Below are 20,585 nucleotides of genomic sequence, written 5' to 3'. Positions count from 1 at the left end.
CGGACAGAACCGAAGATCAGGCAGAACTTTTTAGTGAAAGATCAGAAGCTGTCTCCGTCTTCAATAGATTCTTCTAAAATTTCATCAAGAGTATCTGTGACCAGTTTGTATTCCTCATCATCTTCAATGTTTTCAAGATCAAAGGATTCCTCATCCTCTGGGGATACAACGTAACGATACAGCAGCAGCGCGGTTTCTTCTTCTTCGCTGTCCAGTTCCTCGACAGGAATCAGTGCGATATAAGTCTGAGGGCCAGCTTCAAAGATGGCGACAACGGCGCAGTCCATAACAGTTCCGTCTTCCAGTTCCAGATGAAGGACAGGGTTATCTTCTTCGATAATGTTATCTTCAAATTCGCTCATGATCATACCTCATTTCTATTGTTTTTTTCACTATACTAAACCTTTCGGAAAAAAGCAAGGAAAGTACGGCAAAAAGCATGAAACCGCAGCTGATTGACAACCCATTTCTTCTATGATACGATACGGAAAAGCAGAGATAAGAATGTCTGTCCTGTGGAACAGACGGAGAGACAACAGCACAGAAAAGAGGCGTGAAGATGATAGAGACAGTAGCATCGGTAAAACTGCCCGTTGGTGAGCAGTTAAAGATCAAAAAGAACTCATTGACGCCGGATCATATGAAAGGGAATGAGAGAAGGATATGCCTCGTCTCAGGAATCTATGGAGATGAACTGGGAGGACAGTATATCTGCAGTGAGATCATCAAAAGGATCAAGGAAGATTATTCCCTGCTGTCAGGAATCGTAGATGTGTATCCGGCCATTAATCCATTGGGGCTGGAGGCCAGGACGCGGTCAGTGCCGATCACGAATATTGACTACAGCACGGTGTTTCCGGGAGATATCAACGGGGGAATGGAAGATTATACAGCGGCAAAACTCGTGGAAGATATGAAGGGCGCGTCCTGCTGTATCGATATCCATTCCAGCAATATTTTCCTCCAGGAGGTGCCGCAGGTACGTCTGAATGACGATTACAGTGAGGAACTGCTTTATTTATCCAAGCAGATGAATACGGATCTGGTATGGATTCATCCGTCTGCTTCCGTGAATCAGGGGAGTCTGGCTTATACGATGAATCAGATGGGGATTCCGGCTCTGGTTACGGAATCAGGGGCGGCTTTCCGGATCAAATATGATTTCTGCGAACAGATCATAGAAGGAATTTTTGCGGTCATGAAAGAACTTGGCATTTGGAACGGACCGGTCAGTCCACGAGAAAAAGTTCCGGTCATCAGGGAAGATGAGATTTTTTATATGAACTGTGAGTCAAGCGGACTGTTTGTCTCACATAAGAGGCTGAAAGATCATGTACGCAAAGGAGAAGTCATCGGGACGATCACGAATCCTCTGCTGGGGGCGGTGGAAGAAGAAATCATTGCGCCGACGGATGGAATTATCATGACACTCAGGGAACATCCGGGAGCAGCGGAAGGTTCTCTGGTGGCAAGAATCATAGGAGGAAATCATCTATGAAAAAAGAAATACTTTATTCGTTTTCCTCTTATCTGAGAAATGAATTTAAGATAGAAGGATACCGGTTTGGAAAACAGGGAGATCTGGCAGAGCCTGCCGCGTGTATCGTAGGGGCCATGCGGGGAAATGAATATCAGCAGCTGTTTATCTGCTCGCTGCTGGTAAAACGGCTGAAAGAACTGGAAGCAGAGGGAGCGATTGTCGGAGAAAATCAGATTCTCGTCGTTCCATGCGTCAATAATTTTTCCATGAATGTCAGGATGAAATACTGGGTATCTGACAACAGTGATATTAACCGTCAGTTTCCGGGAAATTTTGATGGGGATACAACCAGCCGTCTGGCAGCGCATCTGTTAGACAAGACGAAAGGATTCCGGTATGGAATTCATTTTCCATCCTTTTACCGGAAAGGAGATTTTATTCCTCATGTGCGGATGCCTTCTACAGGAAAAGAGAGTGTGAGCCTCGCAAACCTGTTCGGTCTTCCGTATGTGGTAACAAGCAAACACCGCAATTATGATAAAACAACTTTAAATTATAACTGGCAGATCAATGGAACCGATGCTTTTTCCATTTATTCCGGCGCAACGGGAAATCTGGATGAGCCGCTGGCAAAACAGGCAGTGTCATCTGTCCTGCGGTTTCTGACCAGGATGGGAATTTTAAAATATAATTGCCATAATGGGTATATTGCTAGTATTATAGAAGAAGAGGATATGGTTCAGGTAAGAACGAAAGCCGCAGGATTCTTCCGACGGTTTGCCGGAGTCAATGAAGAAGTGCAGAGAGGGCAGATGCTGGGTGAGATTCTGGATCCTTATGAAGGGAACCGCCTGGCGGAAGTCCGGTCAAATGTCAACGGAATCGTATTTTACGCTGCAAACCAGCCGACAATATTGGAAAATGCAACCGCATTTCAGATTATAAAAAAACTACATGAGTAAATGGGAGGAAGCTATGGGAAATGTTAGAAGAGTGTATGTCGAGAAGAAAAAAGACTACGCTGTAAAAGCAAAGGAATTACTGGAAGAATTGAGGCAGTATCTTGGGCTTTCAATCGATGATCTTCGTATCCTGATCCGCTATGATATAGAAGATCTCTCTGATGAAAGCTATCAGAAAGCACTGGGAACGGTTTTCAGTGAACCTCCGGTTGATGAAGTCTATGAGGAGGAATTTCCAAAAGCAGAAGATGAAGTATCCTTCAGTGTAGAATATCTTCCGGGACAGTTTGATCAGAGAGCAGATTCCGCAGAGCAGTGTGTGAAATTGCTGAATGAAGAGGAGAACGCCATCATTCGGAGCGCGACTACTTATGTGGTAAAAGGAAGCTTGTCTGAAGATCAGATGAAGGACATCAAAGAATACTGCATCAATCCGGTAGACTCCAGAGAAACAGACGAGGAAAAACCGGAGACTCTGGCAATGGATTTTGAAGAACCGGAAGACGTTAAGATCGTAGAAGGTTTCCAGGCCATGGGGGACAAAGAACTGAAAGAATTGTATGATTCCCTGAATCTGGCTATGACATTTAAGGATTTCAAACATATCCAGAACTATTTTACAGGGGAAGAGAAAAGAGATCCGTCCATGACAGAGATCCGCGTGCTGGATACTTACTGGTCAGATCACTGCCGTCATACGACTTTCTCAACAGAACTTACGAAAATTGAATTCCAGGAAGGATACTTCCAGGCGCCGCTTAAGATGGCATATGATCAGTATATGGCAGATCACGAAAGTATTTTTGCCGGAAGAGAAGATAAATTTGTCTGTCTGATGGACATGGCATTGATGGCAATGCGCCGTCTGAAGAAAGACGGGAAGCTGGACAACATGGAGGAGAGCGATGAGATCAACGCCTGCAGCATTGTAGTTCCGGTTTCCGTTGATGGAGGAGAAGATGAGGAATGGCTGATCAGCTTTAAGAATGAGACACATAACCATCCGACAGAGATTGAGCCGTTTGGTGGAGCTGCCACATGTCTGGGAGGAGCTATCCGTGATCCGCTTTCCGGCCGTTCTTATGTTTATCAGGCAATGAGAGTGACTGGAGCCGCAGATCCTACAGTACCTTTGAAAGATACGCTGAAAGGAAAACTTCCGCAGAGGAAGATCGTAACCGGAGCCGCACAGGGATATAGTTCTTATGGAAACCAGATCGGACTTGCAACCGGCATGGTCAATGAGATCTATCATCCGGATTATGTTGCAAAACGTATGGAAATCGGTGCTGTTATGGGAGCCGCTCCAAGAAAGAATGTTGTCAGAGAAAGCTCTGATCCTGGAGATATCATTATCCTTCTGGGAGGAAGGACCGGACGCGATGGATGCGGCGGAGCGACAGGATCATCCAAAGTTCATACAGAAGAATCCATTGAGACATGCGGAGCAGAAGTCCAGAAAGGTAATCCGCCGACAGAACGTAAGATTCAGAGACTGTTCCGAAGAGAAGAAGTCAGCCGTCTGATCAAGAAATGCAATGACTTTGGCGCAGGCGGAGTATCTGTTGCCATTGGTGAGCTGGCAGACGGACTGATTGTGGACCTTGACAAAGTGCCGAAGAAGTATGCAGGTCTGGATGGAACGGAACTGGCAATTTCCGAATCTCAGGAGAGAATGGCAGTTGTTGTAGATCCGAAAGATGTGGATCAGTTCCTGGCTTATGCAGCTGAGGAAAATCTGGAAGCAGTGGCAGTCGCTACGGTAACAGAAGATCCAAGATTGATTCTTTCCTGGAGAGGAAAAGAAATCGTTAATATCTCAAGGGCATTCCTTGATACCAATGGAGCTCATCAGGAGACAGAAGTTTATGTTGAGATCCCTCACAGAGTAGAATCTTATTTCAAAGAGAAAGAACAGGATATTCCGGAATCCTTCAAAGAATTGTGCATGAACACATTATCAGATCTGAATGTCTGCTCTCAGAAAGGTCTGGTAGAGATGTTTGACAGCTCTATTGGAGCAGCAACCGTTACCATGCCGTATGGAGGAAAATACCAGATGACTCCGATCCAGACGATGATCGCGAAACTGCCGATCCTGGAAGGAGAATCTAATACCGTAACAATGATGAGTTATGGATTTGATCCATATCTTTCAAAATGGAGTCCGTTCCATGGAGCTGTTTACGCGATTACAGAATCCATTTCAAAGATTGTCGCATCTGGAGGAAATTATAAAAAGATCCGTCTTACGTTCCAGGAATATTTCAAACGTCTGGGAGAGGACAAGACACGCTGGGGACAGCCGGTAGCAGCCCTGCTTGGTGCTTATCAGGCACAGATCGGATTTGGCCTTGCGTCTATTGGCGGAAAAGACAGTATGTCCGGTACGTTTAATGATATCGATGTGCCTCCGACTCTGGTATCTTTTGCTGTTGATGTGGCGAATGTAAAGAATGTAATTACACCGGAACTGAAGAAACCAGGAAATCGTCTGATTCGTCTGTGTCTTCCGACAGATGCTTATGATCTTCCGGTTTACGTAGAAGTGAAGAAGATCTACAAACAGATCCATAAACTGATTAAGAAAGGACAGATTAAGTCCGCTTATGCCATTGGAGCCGGCGGAACGATGGAAGCAGTGGCTAAGATGGCCTTTGGAAACGGATATGGCGTAAAATTTGATGAAGAGGTAACGCTTTCCGATCTGACAGATCCACGCTTTGGTTCTTTCGTAGTCGAGATGGATTCCAGAGATATCCATAAGCTGGGAATTCCGGGACTGCTGTTAGGAGAGATCATTGAAGAACCTGAATTTGTATTCGGTGATGAGAAAGTGACTCTTGAAGAGGCAGAGGAAACATGGAAAGAGCCTTTGGAGAGCGTATTCCCTACAAAATCAGAAGGAAGTCAGGATACATTGAATATTTCCCGCCTGTATCAGAAAGGAAATGTATATGTATGCAGGAATAAGATCGCAAAACCAAAGGTATTTATTCCTGTATTCCCGGGAACCAACTGTGAATATGACTCTGCAAAAGCGTTTGAGACAGCAGGGGCAGAGGTTATCACAAAAGTATTTAAGAACCTGGATGCTCAGGGAATCCGTGATTCTGTGGAAGTATTTGAAAAAGCAATCAAAGAATCCCAGATGATCATGTTCCCAGGCGGATTCAGCGCAGGAGATGAACCGGAAGGTTCCGCAAAATTCATTGCCGCTGCATTCAGAAATGAGAAATTAAAAGAAGCGGTTATGGATCTTTTAGAGAACAGAGACGGTCTGGTGCTCGGTATCTGTAATGGATTCCAGGCATTGATCAAACTCGGACTGGTTCCGGAAGGAAAGATTGCAGAGCAGACGGCAGGATCTCCAACGCTGACAACAAACCGAATCGGTCGTCACGTATCCAAGATTGCGTATACGAAAGTCGTATCCGATCTGTCACCATGGTTTAACAAAGTAAGTGTAGGAGATACTTTCAGTATCCCGGTTTCCCATGGAGAAGGACGTTTTGTGGCAGACAATGATGTGATCGAGAAGCTGTTTGTCAACGGACAGGTTGCTACTCAGTACGTTGATCTGGGAGAAGATCCGACAATGGATGAAGATTACAATCCAAATGGATCCTATTTCGCAATCGAAGGAATCACAAGTCCGGACGGAAGAGTTCTTGGCAAGATGGGACACTCTGAGAGAAAGGGAATCCATGTAAGTGAGAATATTTACGGAAACAAAGATCAGAAGATCTTCGAATCCGGAGTGGAATATTTTAAATAGAATATAAACTTGGGAGATGACCGGTTTCGATTGGAACCGGTCATCTCTTTTTATTGAGCTGTTTGAATGGAGTGATTTTGATTTTCCGGATGCGGTTTCCGGCGGCAGAAATTACCTGAAAAACCGCCTGATGATCTTGGGCCTGTTCTCCTTCCTTTGGAAGATGTCCAAGAAGCTGGATCATATACCCGCCGATGGACTCATAATCCCGGGAATGCAGATCCAGATGAAGAAGGCTGTTAATATCGTCCAGTTTCATAGAGGCAGATACAAGGCAGGCTCCTTCTTTCGTTTTCTGAAACGGAGCCTTCTTTTTGCTGTCATATTCATCCCGGATATCACCGAAAATCTCTTCGACGATATCTTCCAGCGTAATGAGACCGGCAGCTTCTCCATATTCATCCAGTACGATGGCAAAGCTTAACGACTGCTCTTTCATCTGGAGCAGAAGATCAGAAACTTTCTGTGTTTCGTAAGTAAAAAAGGCAGGACGCATGATCTCTTTTGGGCAGAAGCCGGCCGTTTCATGCCGGATACAGTAAAAATACAAATCTTTCAGATAGAGAATTCCTGCCACGGTATCTTTTGTGTCTCTGAACACCGGGAGACGGGAACGGCCGCTTTGAAGAAAAGTATTTACCACTTCATCATAAGATGCATCCAGAGAAACGAAAGAAATGTCAACCTTCGGAAGCATAATATCCCTGGCAGTCAGATTTTTAAAATCAAAAACATTATCCAGCATCTGCTTTTCCTCTTCCTCAATGGCACCGTTTTCGTAACCGGCATGGACGATCGTTCGGATTTCTCTTTCTGTCATGACCTGATTTGTATAGTCTGGATCCATCTTCATAAGGCGGAGCAGGGCTCTGGATATCTTATGGATCAAAACAATCAGCGGAGAAAGGATGCGAAGCATAAGGGAAATAGCAGGCGCGTATGCCAGAGCGAGACGAAGATTATAGACGGATGCAAAAGTTTTCGGGGTAATTTCACCGAAAAGAAGGATCAGGAGTGTAAGAATCCCGGCGGCAATTCCGGCACCGATATTTCCGAATATTTCAATGGCAATGGACGTGGAAAGGGATGTCAGGGAGATATTGACCAGATTATTTCCAATCAGGATTCCGGACAGCATCTGCCCGGGATTTTCAATTAACCGGCAGAGGGTGCGTGCCCGCTTGTCTCCTTCTTCTGCCAGGACAGAGACGCTGTGTGGATTTACAGTTGTAAGAGCCGTTTCAGCGGATGAAAAGAAACCGGAAAGAGCCAGCAAAGAAAGAATAGCAGCAATCTGAAAGACCAGACTCGTATTCAAAATAAATTCCTCCTGTCATGTGTTAAGATTACTGTACGATACGTTGCAGAAAAAACATACAGTCTGAGAATAGTCTTTGCAAAAAAGCGGGAAAACATAAGTCAGATCAGCAGAGATCCTTTCTCTTGTAAGTTTTTTTCTCTGTGATAAAATAGAAGAGTAACCAGATACAGGAGACATCAGTCTGACGGATAGGAGAGAGACATATGGCAAATGAAACATTAGAAGTATTAAAAACAAGAAGAAGCATTCGAAAATATAAAAGTACGCAGATACCAGAGGAGCTTTTGGATGAAATCCTGGAAGCGGGAACCTATGCTGCCTGCGGAATGGGAAAGCAGGGTTCCATGATGGCAGTTGTTCAGGATCCGGAGCTGGTTGCAAAACTTTCAAAAATGAATGCGGAAATCATGGGAACAGATACGGATCCTTTTTACGGAGCTCCGACCGTTGTTGTTGTATTTTCTGATACAAAACGCCCGACGCATGTGGAGGATGGAAGCCTTGTCATGGGCAACCTGCTGAATGCGGCTCATGCAGTGGGAATTGATTCCTGCTGGATTCATCGTGCCAGGGAAGTATTTGAGACAGAAGAAGGAAAGAAAATGAAGAAAGAGTGGGGAATTCCAGACGATTATATCGGCGTGGGAAACTGCATCCTTGGATATCGTGACTGTGAATATCCGGAGGCAGCTCCGCGGAAAGAGGACTATATTATAAGAGTCGGCAGATAAGAGCCGCAAATCTTTTATTTTCTGCATTGACAACGATTCTCAATTAGGATATGATACAGATAATCTATGAGGGAGTAGCTGGCAGAGATACTGCAGCAGCATCAACATAATGATTGGAAAGAATCTGGTGCTGTTTTAATTAGCGAGACTCATGGGCGTTATCCGGCGCCTGTGAGTTATTTTTTTGCGCCGTAAAATGAACTCCCGGTTTGTAATAAAAGTACGGCCAGACGTGGAAAAGAGATTGAGGAACATTAGGAGGAAAAACATGGATATTATGTCACTTTTTATTTTGGCAGCAGGACTGGCCATGGATGCTTTCGCTGTCTCCATCTGCAAAGGACTTGCCATGAAGAAAGCAACGGTGGGAAAAGCGGCCGTTGCAGGATTGTGGTTTGGAGGATTTCAGGCGTTAATGCCGGTGCTGGGCTTTTTGCTGGGAACACAGTTTCGCCGGCAGATCACAGCAGTCGATCACTGGATCGCTTTCGTTTTACTGACGGCCATTGGTGCAAATATGATCAAAGAAGCCTGTTCCGATGAGGAAGAGATTGATGATGGTTCTTTAAATTTTAAAGAAATGTTTATGCTGGCGGTGGCAACGAGTATTGACGCTCTGGCAGTAGGAATTACGTTTGCGTTTTTAAAGGTAAATATTATCACTGCGGCATCCATAATAGGAATCATCACCTTTGTGATCGCTGCTGCGGGAGTAAAAATCGGAAATATTTTTGGGACCCGGTACAAATCCGGAGCAGAGCTTGCAGGCGGCGTAATTCTGATACTTTTGGGGGCGAGGATCCTTCTGGAGCATTTGGGGATTTTGTAAAAAAAAAGAAATTTCGAAAAGTCAACCCTTTCTTTTTTTTTTCGGATAGTGTAATATAGAAGAGCACCACAAGATGTAGTGCTTTATGAAAGAAAAAACAACTATATTTAGTGTTAAGTATGTAATGTTAAAGGTGGGGAATTATGAGTTCTAAAGTCAAAACAAAGATTATCAAGAGGAACGGGGAAGAAGTTGATTTCGATCTGTCTAAGATCGTGAATGCGATAAAGAAGGCAAACCACGAAGTTCCGGCTATTCACAAGATGAATCAGCACCAGATCAGGGCGGTTGCGGACAACGTGGCAGCACAGGTAAAGAATTCTTCCCATGCTGTGAATGTAGAAGATATCCAGAACATGGTTGAGACCGGTATTATGGAGATGAGAGGATATGAGGTTGCTCAGAAATATGTAAGATATCGTTTTAAACGGGAATTATCAAGAAAATCCAATACAACCGATGATGGAATTTTATCTTTGATTGAGAATATCAATGAGGAAGTTACACAGGAAAATTCCAATAAAAATCCGGTGATCAACTCAACTCAGAGAGATTATATGGCCGGAGAAGTCAGCAAAGACCTGACCAGAAGAGTGCTTCTGCCGGAAGAGATCATCCGCGCTCATGAAGAAGGAATCATTCATTTCCATGATTCCGATTATTTTGCGCAGAAAGAACATAACTGCGATCTGATCAATCTGGAAGATATGCTTCAGAATGGTACGGTGATCAGTGAAACGATGATTGAAAAGCCACATTCTTTTTTCACTGCATGTAATGTTACGACACAGATTGTTGCCCAGGTAGCCAGCAATCAATATGGCGGACAGTCTTTCACTCTGGCGCACCTGGCTCCGTTTGTTGATGTGAGCAGAAAAAAACTTCGCAGAAATGTTATTAAGGAAAGAGAAGCGTGCCATGAGACAATGGATGAAGCTGTTATTGATCAGATTACAGAGATGCGTCTTCGTGATGAGATCAAACAGGGAATCCAGACGATCCAGTATCAGCTGGTAACATTAATGACATGCAATGGGCAGGCGCCGTTTGTTACAGTTTTTATGTATCTGGATGAAGTGCCGGAAGGCAGAACAAGAGATGACCTTGCCATGGTTATTGAAGAAGTATTAAAACAGAGAATTCAGGGCGTGAAGAATGAAAAGGGAGTGTGGATCACACCGGCGTTCCCGAAACTGATCTATGCACTGGATGAAGATAATATCACGCCGGATTCAAAATACTGGTATTTGACGGAATTAGCGGCCAAATGTACCGCAAAACGTATGGTTCCGGATTATATTTCTGCCAAAGTCATGCGTTCGCTGAAACAGGGAGAAGTATATACCTGTATGGGATGCAGATCTTTCCTGACAGTGGAAGATTCCCAGAGAAATCCGGACGGAAGCCATAAGTTCTATGGAAGATTCAATCAGGGAGTTGTGACCATCAATCTGGTTGACGTGGCATGTTCTTCTGAAGGCGACATGGATGAATTCTGGAAGATTCTGGATGAAAGACTGGAACTTTGCCACAGGGCTCTCCGCTGCCGTCATGAGAGACTTCTCGGCACGGTATCCGATGTGGCGCCGATCTTATGGCAGCATGGTGCTCTGGCAAGGCTGAAGAAAGGAGAAACCATTGACAAACTGCTGTACAATGGATATTCTACCATCTCTCTCGGATATGCGGGATTATACGAAATGTGCGTAAGGATGACAGGAAAATCCCATACAGATCCTGAAGCAAAAGAATTTGCACTGAAAGTTATGCAGAAGCTGAATGATAAGTGTAAGGAATGGAAAGAAGCGGAAAACATCAGTTATTCTGTTTATGGAACTCCGATGGAATCCACAACATACAAATTTGCAAAATGTCTGCAGAAACGTTTTGGAATTATTCCAGGAGTTACAGATAAGAACTATATCACAAACAGCTATCATGTACATGTAACAGAAGAAATTGACGCTTTCAGCAAGCTGGCATTTGAAGCGGAATTCCAGAAATTATCACCGGGCGGCGCGATCAGCTATATTGAAGTGCCGAACATGCAGGACAATATTCCGGCTGTTTTATCCGTTATGCAGTTTATTTATGATAATATCATGTATGCGGAGCTGAATACCAAGAGTGATTACTGTGAAGTATGCGGATATGACGGTGAGATTCAGATCAAAGAAGATGAATCAGGAAAACTGATCTGGGAATGCCCGAATTGTGGAAACACAGATCAGGATCAGATGTTTGTGGCACGCCGAACCTGCGGATATATCGGAACACAGTTCTGGAATCAGGGACGAACGCAGGAAATCAAAGACCGAGTGCTTCATCTGTAAGGAAAGGAACAGGATATGTATTACGGAGAGATCAAGAAATGTGATATTGCCAACGGAACCGGCGTGCGCGTCAGCCTGTTTGTATCCGGATGCAGGAACTGCTGTCCGGGCTGTTTTAATAAAGAAACGTGGGATTTTCAATATGGGAATCCATATACGCCGGAGACGGAACAGGAGATTCTTGATCTTCTGAAACCGGATTATATCGAAGGATTCTCCCTGCTGGGCGGGGAGCCCTTCGAGCCGGAAAACCAGGCAGTGCTGGAAGGTCTTCTCAAACGGATCAAAGAATTATATCCAGAGAAAAATGTATGGTGTTATACCGGATATCAATATGACAAGGATTTAAAACCAGGGGGAAAGGTTTACACAAAGCATACAGAAGAGATGCTTTCCTGCATTGATATTCTGGTAGATGGAAGATTTCTGGAAGAGGAGAAGGATATTACGCTGAAATTCCGGGGAAGCAGGAACCAGCGGATCCTGGAATTGGGAAAAGAAAGAGAATAATATCAGGCAGATAAAAAGAGCAGGGGAGATATATGAATCATAAGGAAAAACGGGTGATCATGCTTTTAAATGCAGCGATCGCCATTGCAGCCGCCGCGCTGGCTCTGAATTTGTTCTGGTCTTTAAAGGATGAGAGCAGCGGTTTGGCAGACAGGATGGCAGCTGTAGAAGAAACAGAGAAGTCTGAGAAAACAGAAACCAAATCAGATTCTGCTTCTGATCAGAAGGGTACGGGAGAAACATCGACAGAGAACGACAGCAGGGTAAAGACACAGGAAGAGATAAAAGAGTTGATGGAAAGCCGTTCTTCAAAACTGTTTCCGGATATCAATCAGCGGTATCTGGAAAATGAGGAAGCAAAGATGCTGAAAACGTATGAACAGGCGCAGTACGCAATTGATGAGTTATATGCGCTGAATGGCCGGACTTTTGTGGAGAATCATTCTGTGATCAAAAAGTATTTTACAAAGCAGAGTGATGGAAAATATTATAAGACCTGGTATGACGGAGGAACCTCCGCAACGATAGATCGGGAAGATTTTAATCGGTATGGACAGAAAAATCTCGATCTGCTGGTATCCAGAAGAGAAGAGTTATCTAAGTAAGGTTACTTTGCCATGTATTTATATAGGACGCTGTGCTGAGATCAACGGGTTTGATTTCGGCACAGCGTCATTTTGATATAAAAAGAATATGATCACTTGGTCAGCGTACACATTTCTTCGCAAAGGAATTATCGATCAGTTTCTTAAATGGAACAGGTTCCTTCAATTCTCCGGCTTCTTTCAGAATGTCCTGGAGAAGATCAAAGCCTTCTCTGGAAAATTCAGGAGTTTCCTTAAAAGTATCCTGCTTTTTATAGCGGTGTGTGATCTGAATCAGATCTTTTTTCGAAATATCAGGGAATTGTTTTTCAATAACAGCGGCAATCTCTTCTGCAGAGTGTTCGGCAACATATTTCTGCCCTTTGGCAACCGCGTTGGTAAAGCCCTGGATGATTTCAGGGTTTTCTTTGATATAACTTTTCTTTGCACAGTATGCGGTATAAGGAACAAAACCGCTTTCTACGCCGAGGGAGGCAGCCACATATCCGGCGCCCTGACTTTCGAGCATAGTGGCGTTCGGTTCAAATTCCACGGTGAAGTCGCCGGTTCCGCCGGAGAAAGCACCGGAAGTATTGGCAAAATCAATATTCTGGATCAGATTTACATCCTTCTTCGGATCAAGACCGTGCTTTTTCAGAATATATTCCAGGATCATCTGCGGCATTCCGCCTTTCCGGCCTCCGATCAGATCTTTTCCTTTCAGGTCCTCCCATTGAAAATTGTTTGTTTTTTCTCTTGAGACGAGGAAGTTTCCGGCTCTCTGGGTCAGCTGGGCAAAACATACAGCATAATCGCTGTTCCCCTCGTTATACTGATAAATGGCTGCTTCAGGCCCCATAAACCCAATGTCTGCGTTTCCGGAAATGACAGCAGTCATGGTTTTGTCAGCGCCAAAACCAGTGTCCACCGACAGGGAGATTCCTTCATCTTCAAAATATCCTTTTTCTATGGCAACATACTGTGGAGCATAAAAAATAGAATGGGTGACTTCATTTAAGGTAACTTTTGTAAGTTTTTGGTCTTTTTCTTTACCAAAACTGCATCCGGTAAGGCAGAAACAGACAGCCGCAGCAAGCAGCAGACAAGGACGGATAAATTTCATAAAACCTCCTGGGAAGTGATTGTACTATAAAATATTCTAAAAAAATGAAAAAGTGCCCGCGCCTTGACAAGGAACGGCAATATGTGCAGAATAGAAGAATAATAAGAAGGAGGACGGTATGCGAAAGAAAACAGGAAAAGTCATAGCAGTTATGCTGATCACAGCGGTGCTGGTGCTTGCAGGCTGTCAAAGCAAAGGCCAAAGCACAGCACAGTCAGAAAACACAGATACGGATGCGGCAGAGACAGCCAGTGAACTGGTGATTGAGATCGATCCGGGACATGGAGGAGATCAGCCGGGGGCATGTGCCGAATATTCAGGAACAGAGATCATGGAAAAGGATCTGAATCTTAAGATTGCGCAGTATATGAAAGAAGCGCTGGAAAGGTATCCTGGAACAAAAGTGTATCTTACAAGAGAAGGTGATCAGGATGTGGATCTGGAAGACCGGGTTGCGAAAGCAAAGGAAGACAAAGCAGATCTTCTGGTGAGCATCCATAACAACGCAGACGGAAAGCTTGCAGGGTATGATAATGGGTGTACGGTTTTGACGGCGAAAGGAGATTATAAGCCTTCTTACGCTCAGACCGAGCAGGAGCTTGCCTGCTGCATCCTGGCGGAGCTGGAAGATCTTGGAATTGAAAACCAGGGAATCCTGCTAAGAACCTCAGAAAATAATTCCAGATATGAAAATGGGAGTCTGTCTGATTACTACAGTATCGTAAAGAACAGTCTTTTATCAGAAATACCGGGAATTATTGTGGAACATGCCTTTATCGATGATCCTGAAGACTATCAGAAATTTCTTTCTTCTGATGAAAAGTTAAAACAGCTTGGAGAGGCAGATGCAAAAGCTGTTGCCAAATATTACCGGCTGGGAAATGAGAAAAATGAGCTGAAAAATGTAGAAGAAAAGATTCTTCTTATTTCAGATCCGGAAGGAAAAAATAACAAGCATTACAGCCAGACATATTTCTGATTTTTGGGAAAAATCCATAAAATGAGAGGAACCGGGAACGTCAAGTTCCCGGCATTATGAAAAAGTATGAAAAAAAGTTTTAGCAAAGATAGCATTGGGTATCAGCTACTTGCTATGTTTATAGTATAGACAGAAAATGTGAACAAAATGTGATGATTTATTGAGAAAAATATGACCGAATGCTGATTTTTCAGTAAATTAGACGGCCGGCAGAGGGAAACCGAATGCTTTTCTTTGTACAAAAAAAAATAATAGAGTGAAACTACTTGAAAAAATGAAGCATGTAGTATAGAGTAAAAACTGCGAATTTCATAAAGATAAAATAGTTTTCAACCAAAACAAAATCTCTGGAGAGTCTCATATATGAGCGCCGAAGGTGTACGGCTGCGCTGCGCAGTTAATCTCTCAGGCAAAAGGACAGAGCTTAATAGCAATGTGTTAAATATTCTTTAGAGCGGATGTTGATATCGGCTCTTTTTTGTTTTGTGAAAATGTAATTTAGCAGAACAAAATCTCTGGCGGAGTTGAAGAAGTTGAAAAAGGTTCGCACATAAAAAATATTGGAGGGAAAACTATGTTAGCAACAGTAAATCAGGCATTGGAGAACATCGATAATTTTATCTGGGGGCTTCCGCTGATCATTTTAATCCTGGCAACGGGTATTTTACTGACAGTCAGGTTAAGAGGACTGCAGATCAGACATTTGGGGAAAGCGCTCCACTATGTGTTTCACAATGAAGAAGACGGAGATGGAGAAGTTACCAGTTTTGGAGCTTTGTGTACGGCACTATCCGCAACGATTGGAACGGGAAATATCGTCGGCTGTGCGACAGCCATTGTTGCCGGAGGACCGGGAGCCATGTTCTGGATGTGGATGGCAGCGCTTTTTGGAATGGCGACAAAATATACAGAGGGTATGCTTGCGGTAAAATACCGTGAAATCGATGAGGAAGGTCATGCGCTCGGAGGACCATTCTACTATATCGAAAAAGGAATGGGGAAAAACTGGAAATGGCTGGCGAAAGTCTTCTGTGTCTTTGGGGTTATGGTTGGTCTGTTTGGAATCGGAACTTTTACCCAGGTCAATGGAATTACCTCTGCGGTCAATAACTTCTTTGATCCAAACAATGCCAATACCATTGCTTTGTTTGGAAGGGAATATTCCTGGAGTGTGGTAATTGCCGGAATCATTCTGACGGTTTGTGTCGGGCTGGTTGTCATTGGAGGCATTCAGAGAATTTCCAAAGTATCTGAGATTATCGTTCCGTTTATGGCAGTTACTTACGTAGCAGTATGTCTGATCATTGTATTTACCCATCTTTCTGAGCTTCCATCCGCTCTGGCTGAAATCGTTCAGTCTGCCTTTGGACTTCGTGCGGCAGCAGGAGGAGCCCTGGGCGCAATGATGGTAGCGATGCAGAAAGGAATTGCAAGAGGAATCTTTTCCAATGAAGCCGGACTTGGATCTGCTCCGATCGCGGCAGCAGCGGCTCAGACTAAGGAGCCGGTCCGCCAGGGACTTGTTTCCATGACAGGAACTTTTATTGATACAATTGTTATCTGTTCCATGACAGGTTTTGCCATTGTAATGACCGGCGCCTGGGATATGGGATTAGACGGTGTGGAAGTGACAACAAAAGCGTTTGCCATGGGACTTCCATTCCCGGAAAGAGTATCAGCATTCCTGCTTATGATCTGCCTGGTATTTTTCGCGTTTACAACTATTCTGGGATGGGATTATTACAGCGAGCGCTGTCTGGAATATCTGACCAATGGGAAACAGATGGCAGTAACGGTATTTAAATGGCTGTATATTTTAGCTGTATTTATCGGACCATTTATGACGGTAAGCGCAGTATGGACCATTGCAGATATCTGCAACGGTTTGATGGCATTTCCAAACCTGGTGGCGCTGTTAGCATTAAATGGAGATGTCGTAGCAGAGACAAAAGATTATTTTATGCGTTTAAAAGCCGTAAGGGCGCAGGAAAGAGCGGTTACTTTAAGAAGCGAATAGGAAAATACTTCTTTACTTTAGTGTGCTAATCATGTATAGTGGAAAGAGAAGTTCAGAAAGGAAGTACACGCCAATGAGTAAGAAGATTAGAACAGAAGCTGTGAAGAATTTATTTCAGGCTGTTTTAACATTGGAGACAGAAGAAGAATGTTTTACGTTTTTTGAGGATTTATGTACCGTGAACGAATTGGAATCGCTGGCTCAGAGGTTTGAGGTGGCGACGATGCTCCGTGATAAGCACACATATCTGGAAGTTGCGGAAAAGACCGGAGCTTCTACGGCAACCATCAGCAGAGTGAATCGTTCCCTGAATTATGGAAGTGATGGTTATGATATGGTATTTCGTAAAATGAAGAAGAAATAGGTCTGGCCTATTTCTTCTTTTTTTTGTGGGAATCTTCTTCCGGATCATGATACATCTGATCAATCATCCGCTCCATTACCTGTTTGCGCAGGTAGATGTCATATCCCAGCAGGGTAATAAATGAAAATTGTGACAGCAGTTCTTTTTCTTCTCCGCCGGGAAGATCTTCGAAAGTTTTTTCTGCTCTTTGAAAGGTTTCAAAGATGGATTCCTGGATGTGTTCGGTGTAATTATGTTCAGATTCAAAAATCTTTTGATATATCTGATAAAAAGAAAGCTCCTGCTTATCATCATACGCCAGATCTGTCAGCGGAGACAGGATATGCTGGATATCCGAGATAGACAGGAAACTCTTCAGATAATAAATATAGATCAAAAGAATCATATGATTCCGGGTATATTTCTTTTTAACCGAAGGCGGCAGAAGATGATTTTTTGAATAATTGTTGATCATGGTTTTGGTAAAGATCTTATCATCTTCATGACGTTTTGTGTTTTTCAGCTGTTCTTCCAGGAAAGTTGTAATCTGATCCATGTAAAGATCGATCTTTGGAATATCTTCCGGTGCGACACAGTCTAACTGCATCCATTCTTTTAGTTTCTCATGAAATTCCATAACATCCTCCTTCTTTGGATATATTATAAGGTTATTTAAACAAGATGACAAGTGCCCGGTGCATTTTGCCAGGTAATGTAGTATAATGAAATTCTATGATAAAAGAAGGAAAGGAAAACAGCATGGGAATTTATGATACATTAAATGAACAACAAAAAGAAGCGGTTTTCTGCACAGAAGGACCACTTCTTCTGCTGGCGGGGGCCGGATCTGGAAAGACAAGAGTCCTGACTCACAGGATTGCCTATCTGATCGATCAGGGGGTAAATCCGTATCATATCATGGCAATTACGTTTACCAACAAGGCGGCAAAAGAGATGAGAGAGAGGGTGGATCAGCTGGTAGGATATGGAGCAGAACATATCTGGGTCAGTACCTTCCATTCTACCTGTGTCAGGATTTTAAGACGGCATATTGATAAGCTGGGATATGGAAACAGCTTTACGATTTACGATGCGGATGATCAGAAATCTTTGATCAAAGGAATCTGCAAACAGTTTAAGATCGATACCAAAATGATGCCGGAGCGAAGCATTATCCGGGAAATTTCTTCTGCCAAAGATGAGTTTATGACGCCGGCTGAGTATGAAACCAGACATCAGTATGATTTTAATAAGAAGAAAATCGCAGAAATTTACAGGGAATATCAAAAGCAGTTAAAAGCCAACAATGCACTGGATTTTGATGATCTGCTGTTTAAGACGGTGGAACTGTTTCAGTTTCATCCGGAAGTGCTGGACTATTATCAGGAAAGATTCCAGTATATTATGGTGGATGAATATCAGGATACGAATACCATACAGTTTCAGCTGATCAGCATGCTGGCAAGAAAATACAGGAACCTATGCGTGGTAGGCGACGATGATCAGTCTATTTACAAATTCCGGGGAGCCAATATTAAAAACATCCTGAATTTTGAAAATGTCTTTTCGGATGCTCAGGTTATTAAGCTGGAACAGAATTATCGCTCCACAAAGAATATTCTGAATGCGGCAAATGAGGTCATTTCCAATAACGCAGGGAGAAAGGAGAAGAAGCTTTGGACGGAGAATGAAGCAGGTGATCTGATTGAATTTCATCAGTATGGGACAGAATATGAAGAGGCAGGACGAATTGCCGATGAGATTGAAAAGCTGGCAAAGGAAGGCTATGAGTATAAAAATATGGCAGTCCTTTACAGGACCAACGCGCAGTCCCGTGTTTTTGAGGAAAGATTTATGATCAAAAATATACCATACCGGATCGTAGGAGGAACTAATTTCTATCAGCGAAAAGAAGTAAAAGATATGATATGTTACCTGAAAGCGGTTGGGAACGGTATGGACGATCTGGCAGTCCGCCGTATCATCAATGTTCCGCGAAGAGGAATCGGGGCGGCTACCATTGATAAAATTAATGCATATGCGATTGAAAATGACATCAGTTTTCTGGATGCCTGTTTCCAGGCAGAAGAGATCACATCCCTGGGAAATGCAAAAAAGAAGATCCAGGGATTTGCAGATATGATTCAGGAATTTCGGGATCAGGAAAAGCAGGGATCCCTGGAAGAGCTCTTTGATTATATTCTAGAAAAGACAGGATATGTAGAGCAGCTGGAAGCAGAAAAGACAGAAGAAGCAGAAGGAAGGATTGAGAACATCAATGAACTTCTGAATAAGGTTGTTACATATGAGCAGGAAGCGGAGGAACCGAGTCTGGGAGAACTTCTGGAAGAGATCGCTCTGGTTGCGGATATTGATGATCTGGATGAATCAGACAACAGAGTCGTTTTGATGACGCTGCACAGCGCAAAAGGTCTGGAGTTTCCATATGTATTTATCTGCGGCATGGAAGATGGTATTTTCCCAAGTTATATGACAATCATTTCCGAGAATGATGAGGATATGGAAGAAGAACGCCGATTATGTTATGTGGGGATTACGAGAGCTAAGAAGAAGCTGTATTTAAGTGCGGCAAAACGAAGAATGATGCAGGGAAGAACTCAGTTTAACAAAGTTTCCAGATTTATTGATGAGATTCCGGAGGAACTTCTGGAGACGGGACAGGATTTTTCCAAAAAGGAGAACAGGATAGAAAAGGATATGTTTTCCGCTAACCGCAGAAATCGGTTTAGAAAGCCGTATCAGGCAAAATCATTTGCTCCGCCGAAGATCGACCAGCTATCCTATGATGTGGGAGATCAGGTGACGCATATTAAATTCGGCAAAGGAACGGTGACGGAGATTGTTTCCGGAGGCCGCGATTTTGAAGTGACCGTAGATTTCGAAAAATGCGGGGTAAAAAAGATGTTTGCCTCATTTGCGAAATTGAAAAAAGTCGAAGGAAATCAATAAAAAAAGTTAGTATTGGGCAGAAATAAGTGATATAATAAAGAAAACACATAAGAAAGGATGAGCGGCATGAAAAATTTCAGTGATTTGTTAGAAATGGCAAAGGTATCAGACATCATCAGCAATAAGGATAAGGACGATAACAAGATTGTATGGGTGCTTGCGATCATTGGTGCGATTGCAGCAGTAGCCGGAATCGCTTATGCAGTGTACAAATATCTGACTCCGGATTATATGGATGATTTTGATGATGACTTCGACGATGATTTTGATGATGATTTCTTTGATGATGATGATCTGGATTCAGAGGAAGACAAGATTGAAGAAGTAGAATAGCATGATTTGAACGTGTCAGCTGTCGTAATTTAGTTACGGCAGCTTTTTCTTGCAAAAAAATGAAAAAAATTGTTGACAATTGCATAATGCTTCTGTATAATAAATTCTGTTGCTGAGGAAAAGCAGAAAAACAAAATAGCAGTCCGGGGTGTGGCTCAGCTTGGCTAGAGCGCTTGATTTGGGATCAAGAGGTCGCAGGTTCGAATCCTGTCACCCCGATTTAAGCGGGTGTAGTTCAATGGTAGAACTCCAGCCTTCCAAGCTGATCACGTGGGTTCGATTCCCATCACCC

General features: G+C 43.3%; 17 protein-coding genes, 1 tRNA gene and 1 riboswitch. Of the genes, 14 read left to right on the top strand and 4 right to left on the bottom strand.

Translation table 11 applies throughout. From position 1 onward, the window contains the following. Positions 1-41: 41 nt before the first annotated feature. Positions 42-362 (bottom strand): DUF1292 domain-containing protein, encoded by a 321-nt coding sequence (locus JMF81_RS09440; RefSeq protein WP_201311208.1) that lies wholly within the window; start codon positions 360-362, stop codon positions 42-44. Positions 363-559: 197 nt separating this feature from the next. Here JMF81_RS09440 and JMF81_RS09435 point away from each other — a divergent pair, with 197 nt between their 5' ends. From JMF81_RS09435 to JMF81_RS09425, 3 genes are read left to right on the top strand one after another with little or no spacing between them, the layout of a single operon-like run. Further along, positions 560-1,498 (top strand): M14 family metallopeptidase, encoded by a 939-nt coding sequence (locus JMF81_RS09435; protein WP_201311207.1) that lies wholly within the window; start codon positions 560-562, stop codon positions 1,496-1,498. Next, positions 1,495-2,442 carry a M14 family metallopeptidase gene (locus JMF81_RS09430; protein ID WP_201311206.1) on the top strand — a complete coding sequence of 316 codons (948 nt, stop codon included), beginning with the start codon at positions 1,495-1,497 and terminating at the stop codon, positions 2,440-2,442. The genes JMF81_RS09435 and JMF81_RS09430 overlap by 4 nt, the downstream gene beginning before the upstream one ends. A gap of 13 nt (positions 2,443-2,455) precedes the next feature. Next, positions 2,456-6,220 carry a phosphoribosylformylglycinamidine synthase gene (locus JMF81_RS09425; protein WP_201311205.1) on the top strand — a complete coding sequence of 1,255 codons (3,765 nt, stop codon included), beginning with the start codon at positions 2,456-2,458 and terminating at the stop codon, positions 6,218-6,220. Positions 6,221-6,260: 40 nt separating this feature from the next. Here JMF81_RS09425 and JMF81_RS09420 read toward each other — a convergent pair whose 3' ends face one another. Then, positions 6,261-7,538 carry a hemolysin family protein gene (locus tag JMF81_RS09420; protein ID WP_243282598.1) on the bottom strand — a complete coding sequence of 426 codons (1,278 nt, stop codon included), beginning with the start codon at positions 7,536-7,538 and terminating at the stop codon, positions 6,261-6,263. Positions 7,539-7,744: 206 nt separating this feature from the next. On the opposite strand from JMF81_RS09420, the gene JMF81_RS09415 reads away from it, so the two are divergent. The 5 genes from JMF81_RS09415 to JMF81_RS09395 all read left to right on the top strand — a co-directional run bounded on the left by JMF81_RS09415 (position 7,745) and on the right by JMF81_RS09395 (position 12,549). Further along, the gene (locus tag JMF81_RS09415) at positions 7,745-8,272 is read left to right on the top strand and encodes a nitroreductase (RefSeq protein ID WP_201311204.1); all 528 of its coding nucleotides are present in this window, start codon (positions 7,745-7,747) and stop codon (positions 8,270-8,272) included. A gap of 268 nt (positions 8,273-8,540) precedes the next feature. Continuing rightward, positions 8,541-9,101 carry a manganese efflux pump MntP gene (locus JMF81_RS09410; protein WP_201311203.1) on the top strand — a complete coding sequence of 187 codons (561 nt, stop codon included), beginning with the start codon at positions 8,541-8,543 and terminating at the stop codon, positions 9,099-9,101. A gap of 143 nt (positions 9,102-9,244) precedes the next feature. Continuing rightward, a complete protein-coding gene (gene nrdD, locus JMF81_RS09405; RefSeq protein ID WP_201311202.1) occupies positions 9,245-11,434 on the top strand; it encodes an anaerobic ribonucleoside-triphosphate reductase in 2,190 nt (729 codons plus the stop codon). Between the two features lie 15 nt (positions 11,435-11,449). Then, a complete protein-coding gene (gene nrdG, locus JMF81_RS09400) occupies positions 11,450-11,944 on the top strand; it encodes an anaerobic ribonucleoside-triphosphate reductase activating protein (RefSeq protein WP_201311201.1) in 495 nt (164 codons plus the stop codon). A gap of 32 nt (positions 11,945-11,976) precedes the next feature. Next, on the top strand, positions 11,977-12,549 hold the full coding sequence (locus JMF81_RS09395; RefSeq protein ID WP_201311200.1) for a YARHG domain-containing protein: 573 nt from the start codon (positions 11,977-11,979) through the stop codon (positions 12,547-12,549). A 100-nt stretch (positions 12,550-12,649) separates the two neighbouring features. Here the strand turns inward: JMF81_RS09395 and JMF81_RS09390 are convergent, their stop codons facing one another. Then, complete coding sequence (locus JMF81_RS09390; RefSeq protein WP_201311199.1) at positions 12,650-13,651, bottom strand: ABC transporter substrate-binding protein; 1,002 nt, start codon at positions 13,649-13,651, stop codon at positions 12,650-12,652. A 118-nt stretch (positions 13,652-13,769) separates the two neighbouring features. Between JMF81_RS09390 and JMF81_RS09385 the strand changes: the two genes are divergently transcribed. From JMF81_RS09385 to JMF81_RS09375, 3 genes are all read left to right on the top strand, one after another. Further along, a complete protein-coding gene (locus JMF81_RS09385) occupies positions 13,770-14,630 on the top strand; it encodes an N-acetylmuramoyl-L-alanine amidase family protein (protein WP_201311198.1) in 861 nt (286 codons plus the stop codon). A 337-nt stretch (positions 14,631-14,967) separates the two neighbouring features. Next, positions 14,968-15,061, top strand: a riboswitch (glycine riboswitch). A gap of 143 nt (positions 15,062-15,204) precedes the next feature. Further along, positions 15,205-16,647, top strand: a complete 1,443-nt coding sequence (locus JMF81_RS09380; protein ID WP_201311197.1) for an alanine/glycine:cation symporter family protein — start codon at positions 15,205-15,207, stop codon at positions 16,645-16,647. Positions 16,648-16,720: 73 nt separating this feature from the next. Beyond that, the gene (locus JMF81_RS09375) at positions 16,721-17,011 is read left to right on the top strand and encodes a YerC/YecD family TrpR-related protein (protein WP_201311196.1); all 291 of its coding nucleotides are present in this window, start codon (positions 16,721-16,723) and stop codon (positions 17,009-17,011) included. A gap of 7 nt (positions 17,012-17,018) precedes the next feature. Here the strand turns inward: JMF81_RS09375 and JMF81_RS09370 are convergent, their stop codons facing one another. Next, positions 17,019-17,627, bottom strand: a complete 609-nt coding sequence (locus tag JMF81_RS09370) for a DUF1836 domain-containing protein (RefSeq protein WP_201311195.1) — start codon at positions 17,625-17,627, stop codon at positions 17,019-17,021. Positions 17,628-17,749: 122 nt separating this feature from the next. On the opposite strand from JMF81_RS09370, the gene pcrA reads away from it, so the two are divergent. The 3 genes from pcrA to JMF81_RS09355 all read left to right on the top strand — a co-directional run bounded on the left by pcrA (position 17,750) and on the right by JMF81_RS09355 (position 20,512). Beyond that, complete coding sequence (gene pcrA / locus JMF81_RS09365) at positions 17,750-19,960, top strand: DNA helicase PcrA (RefSeq protein ID WP_201311194.1); 2,211 nt, start codon at positions 17,750-17,752, stop codon at positions 19,958-19,960. 57 nt (positions 19,961-20,017) lie between these two features. Next, complete coding sequence (locus tag JMF81_RS09360; RefSeq protein WP_201311193.1) at positions 20,018-20,293, top strand: DUF4366 domain-containing protein; 276 nt, start codon at positions 20,018-20,020, stop codon at positions 20,291-20,293. A gap of 144 nt (positions 20,294-20,437) precedes the next feature. Continuing rightward, positions 20,438-20,512 (top strand) — tRNA-Pro (locus tag JMF81_RS09355). The last annotated feature ends 73 nt before the right edge of the window (positions 20,513-20,585 follow it).

This window comes from Anaerostipes butyraticus (assembly GCF_016586355.1).
In the GTDB taxonomy this organism is placed as follows: domain Bacteria; phylum Bacillota; class Clostridia; order Lachnospirales; family Lachnospiraceae; genus Anaerostipes; species Anaerostipes butyraticus.
This window is presented reverse-complemented; position numbering and strand designations above follow the sequence as displayed.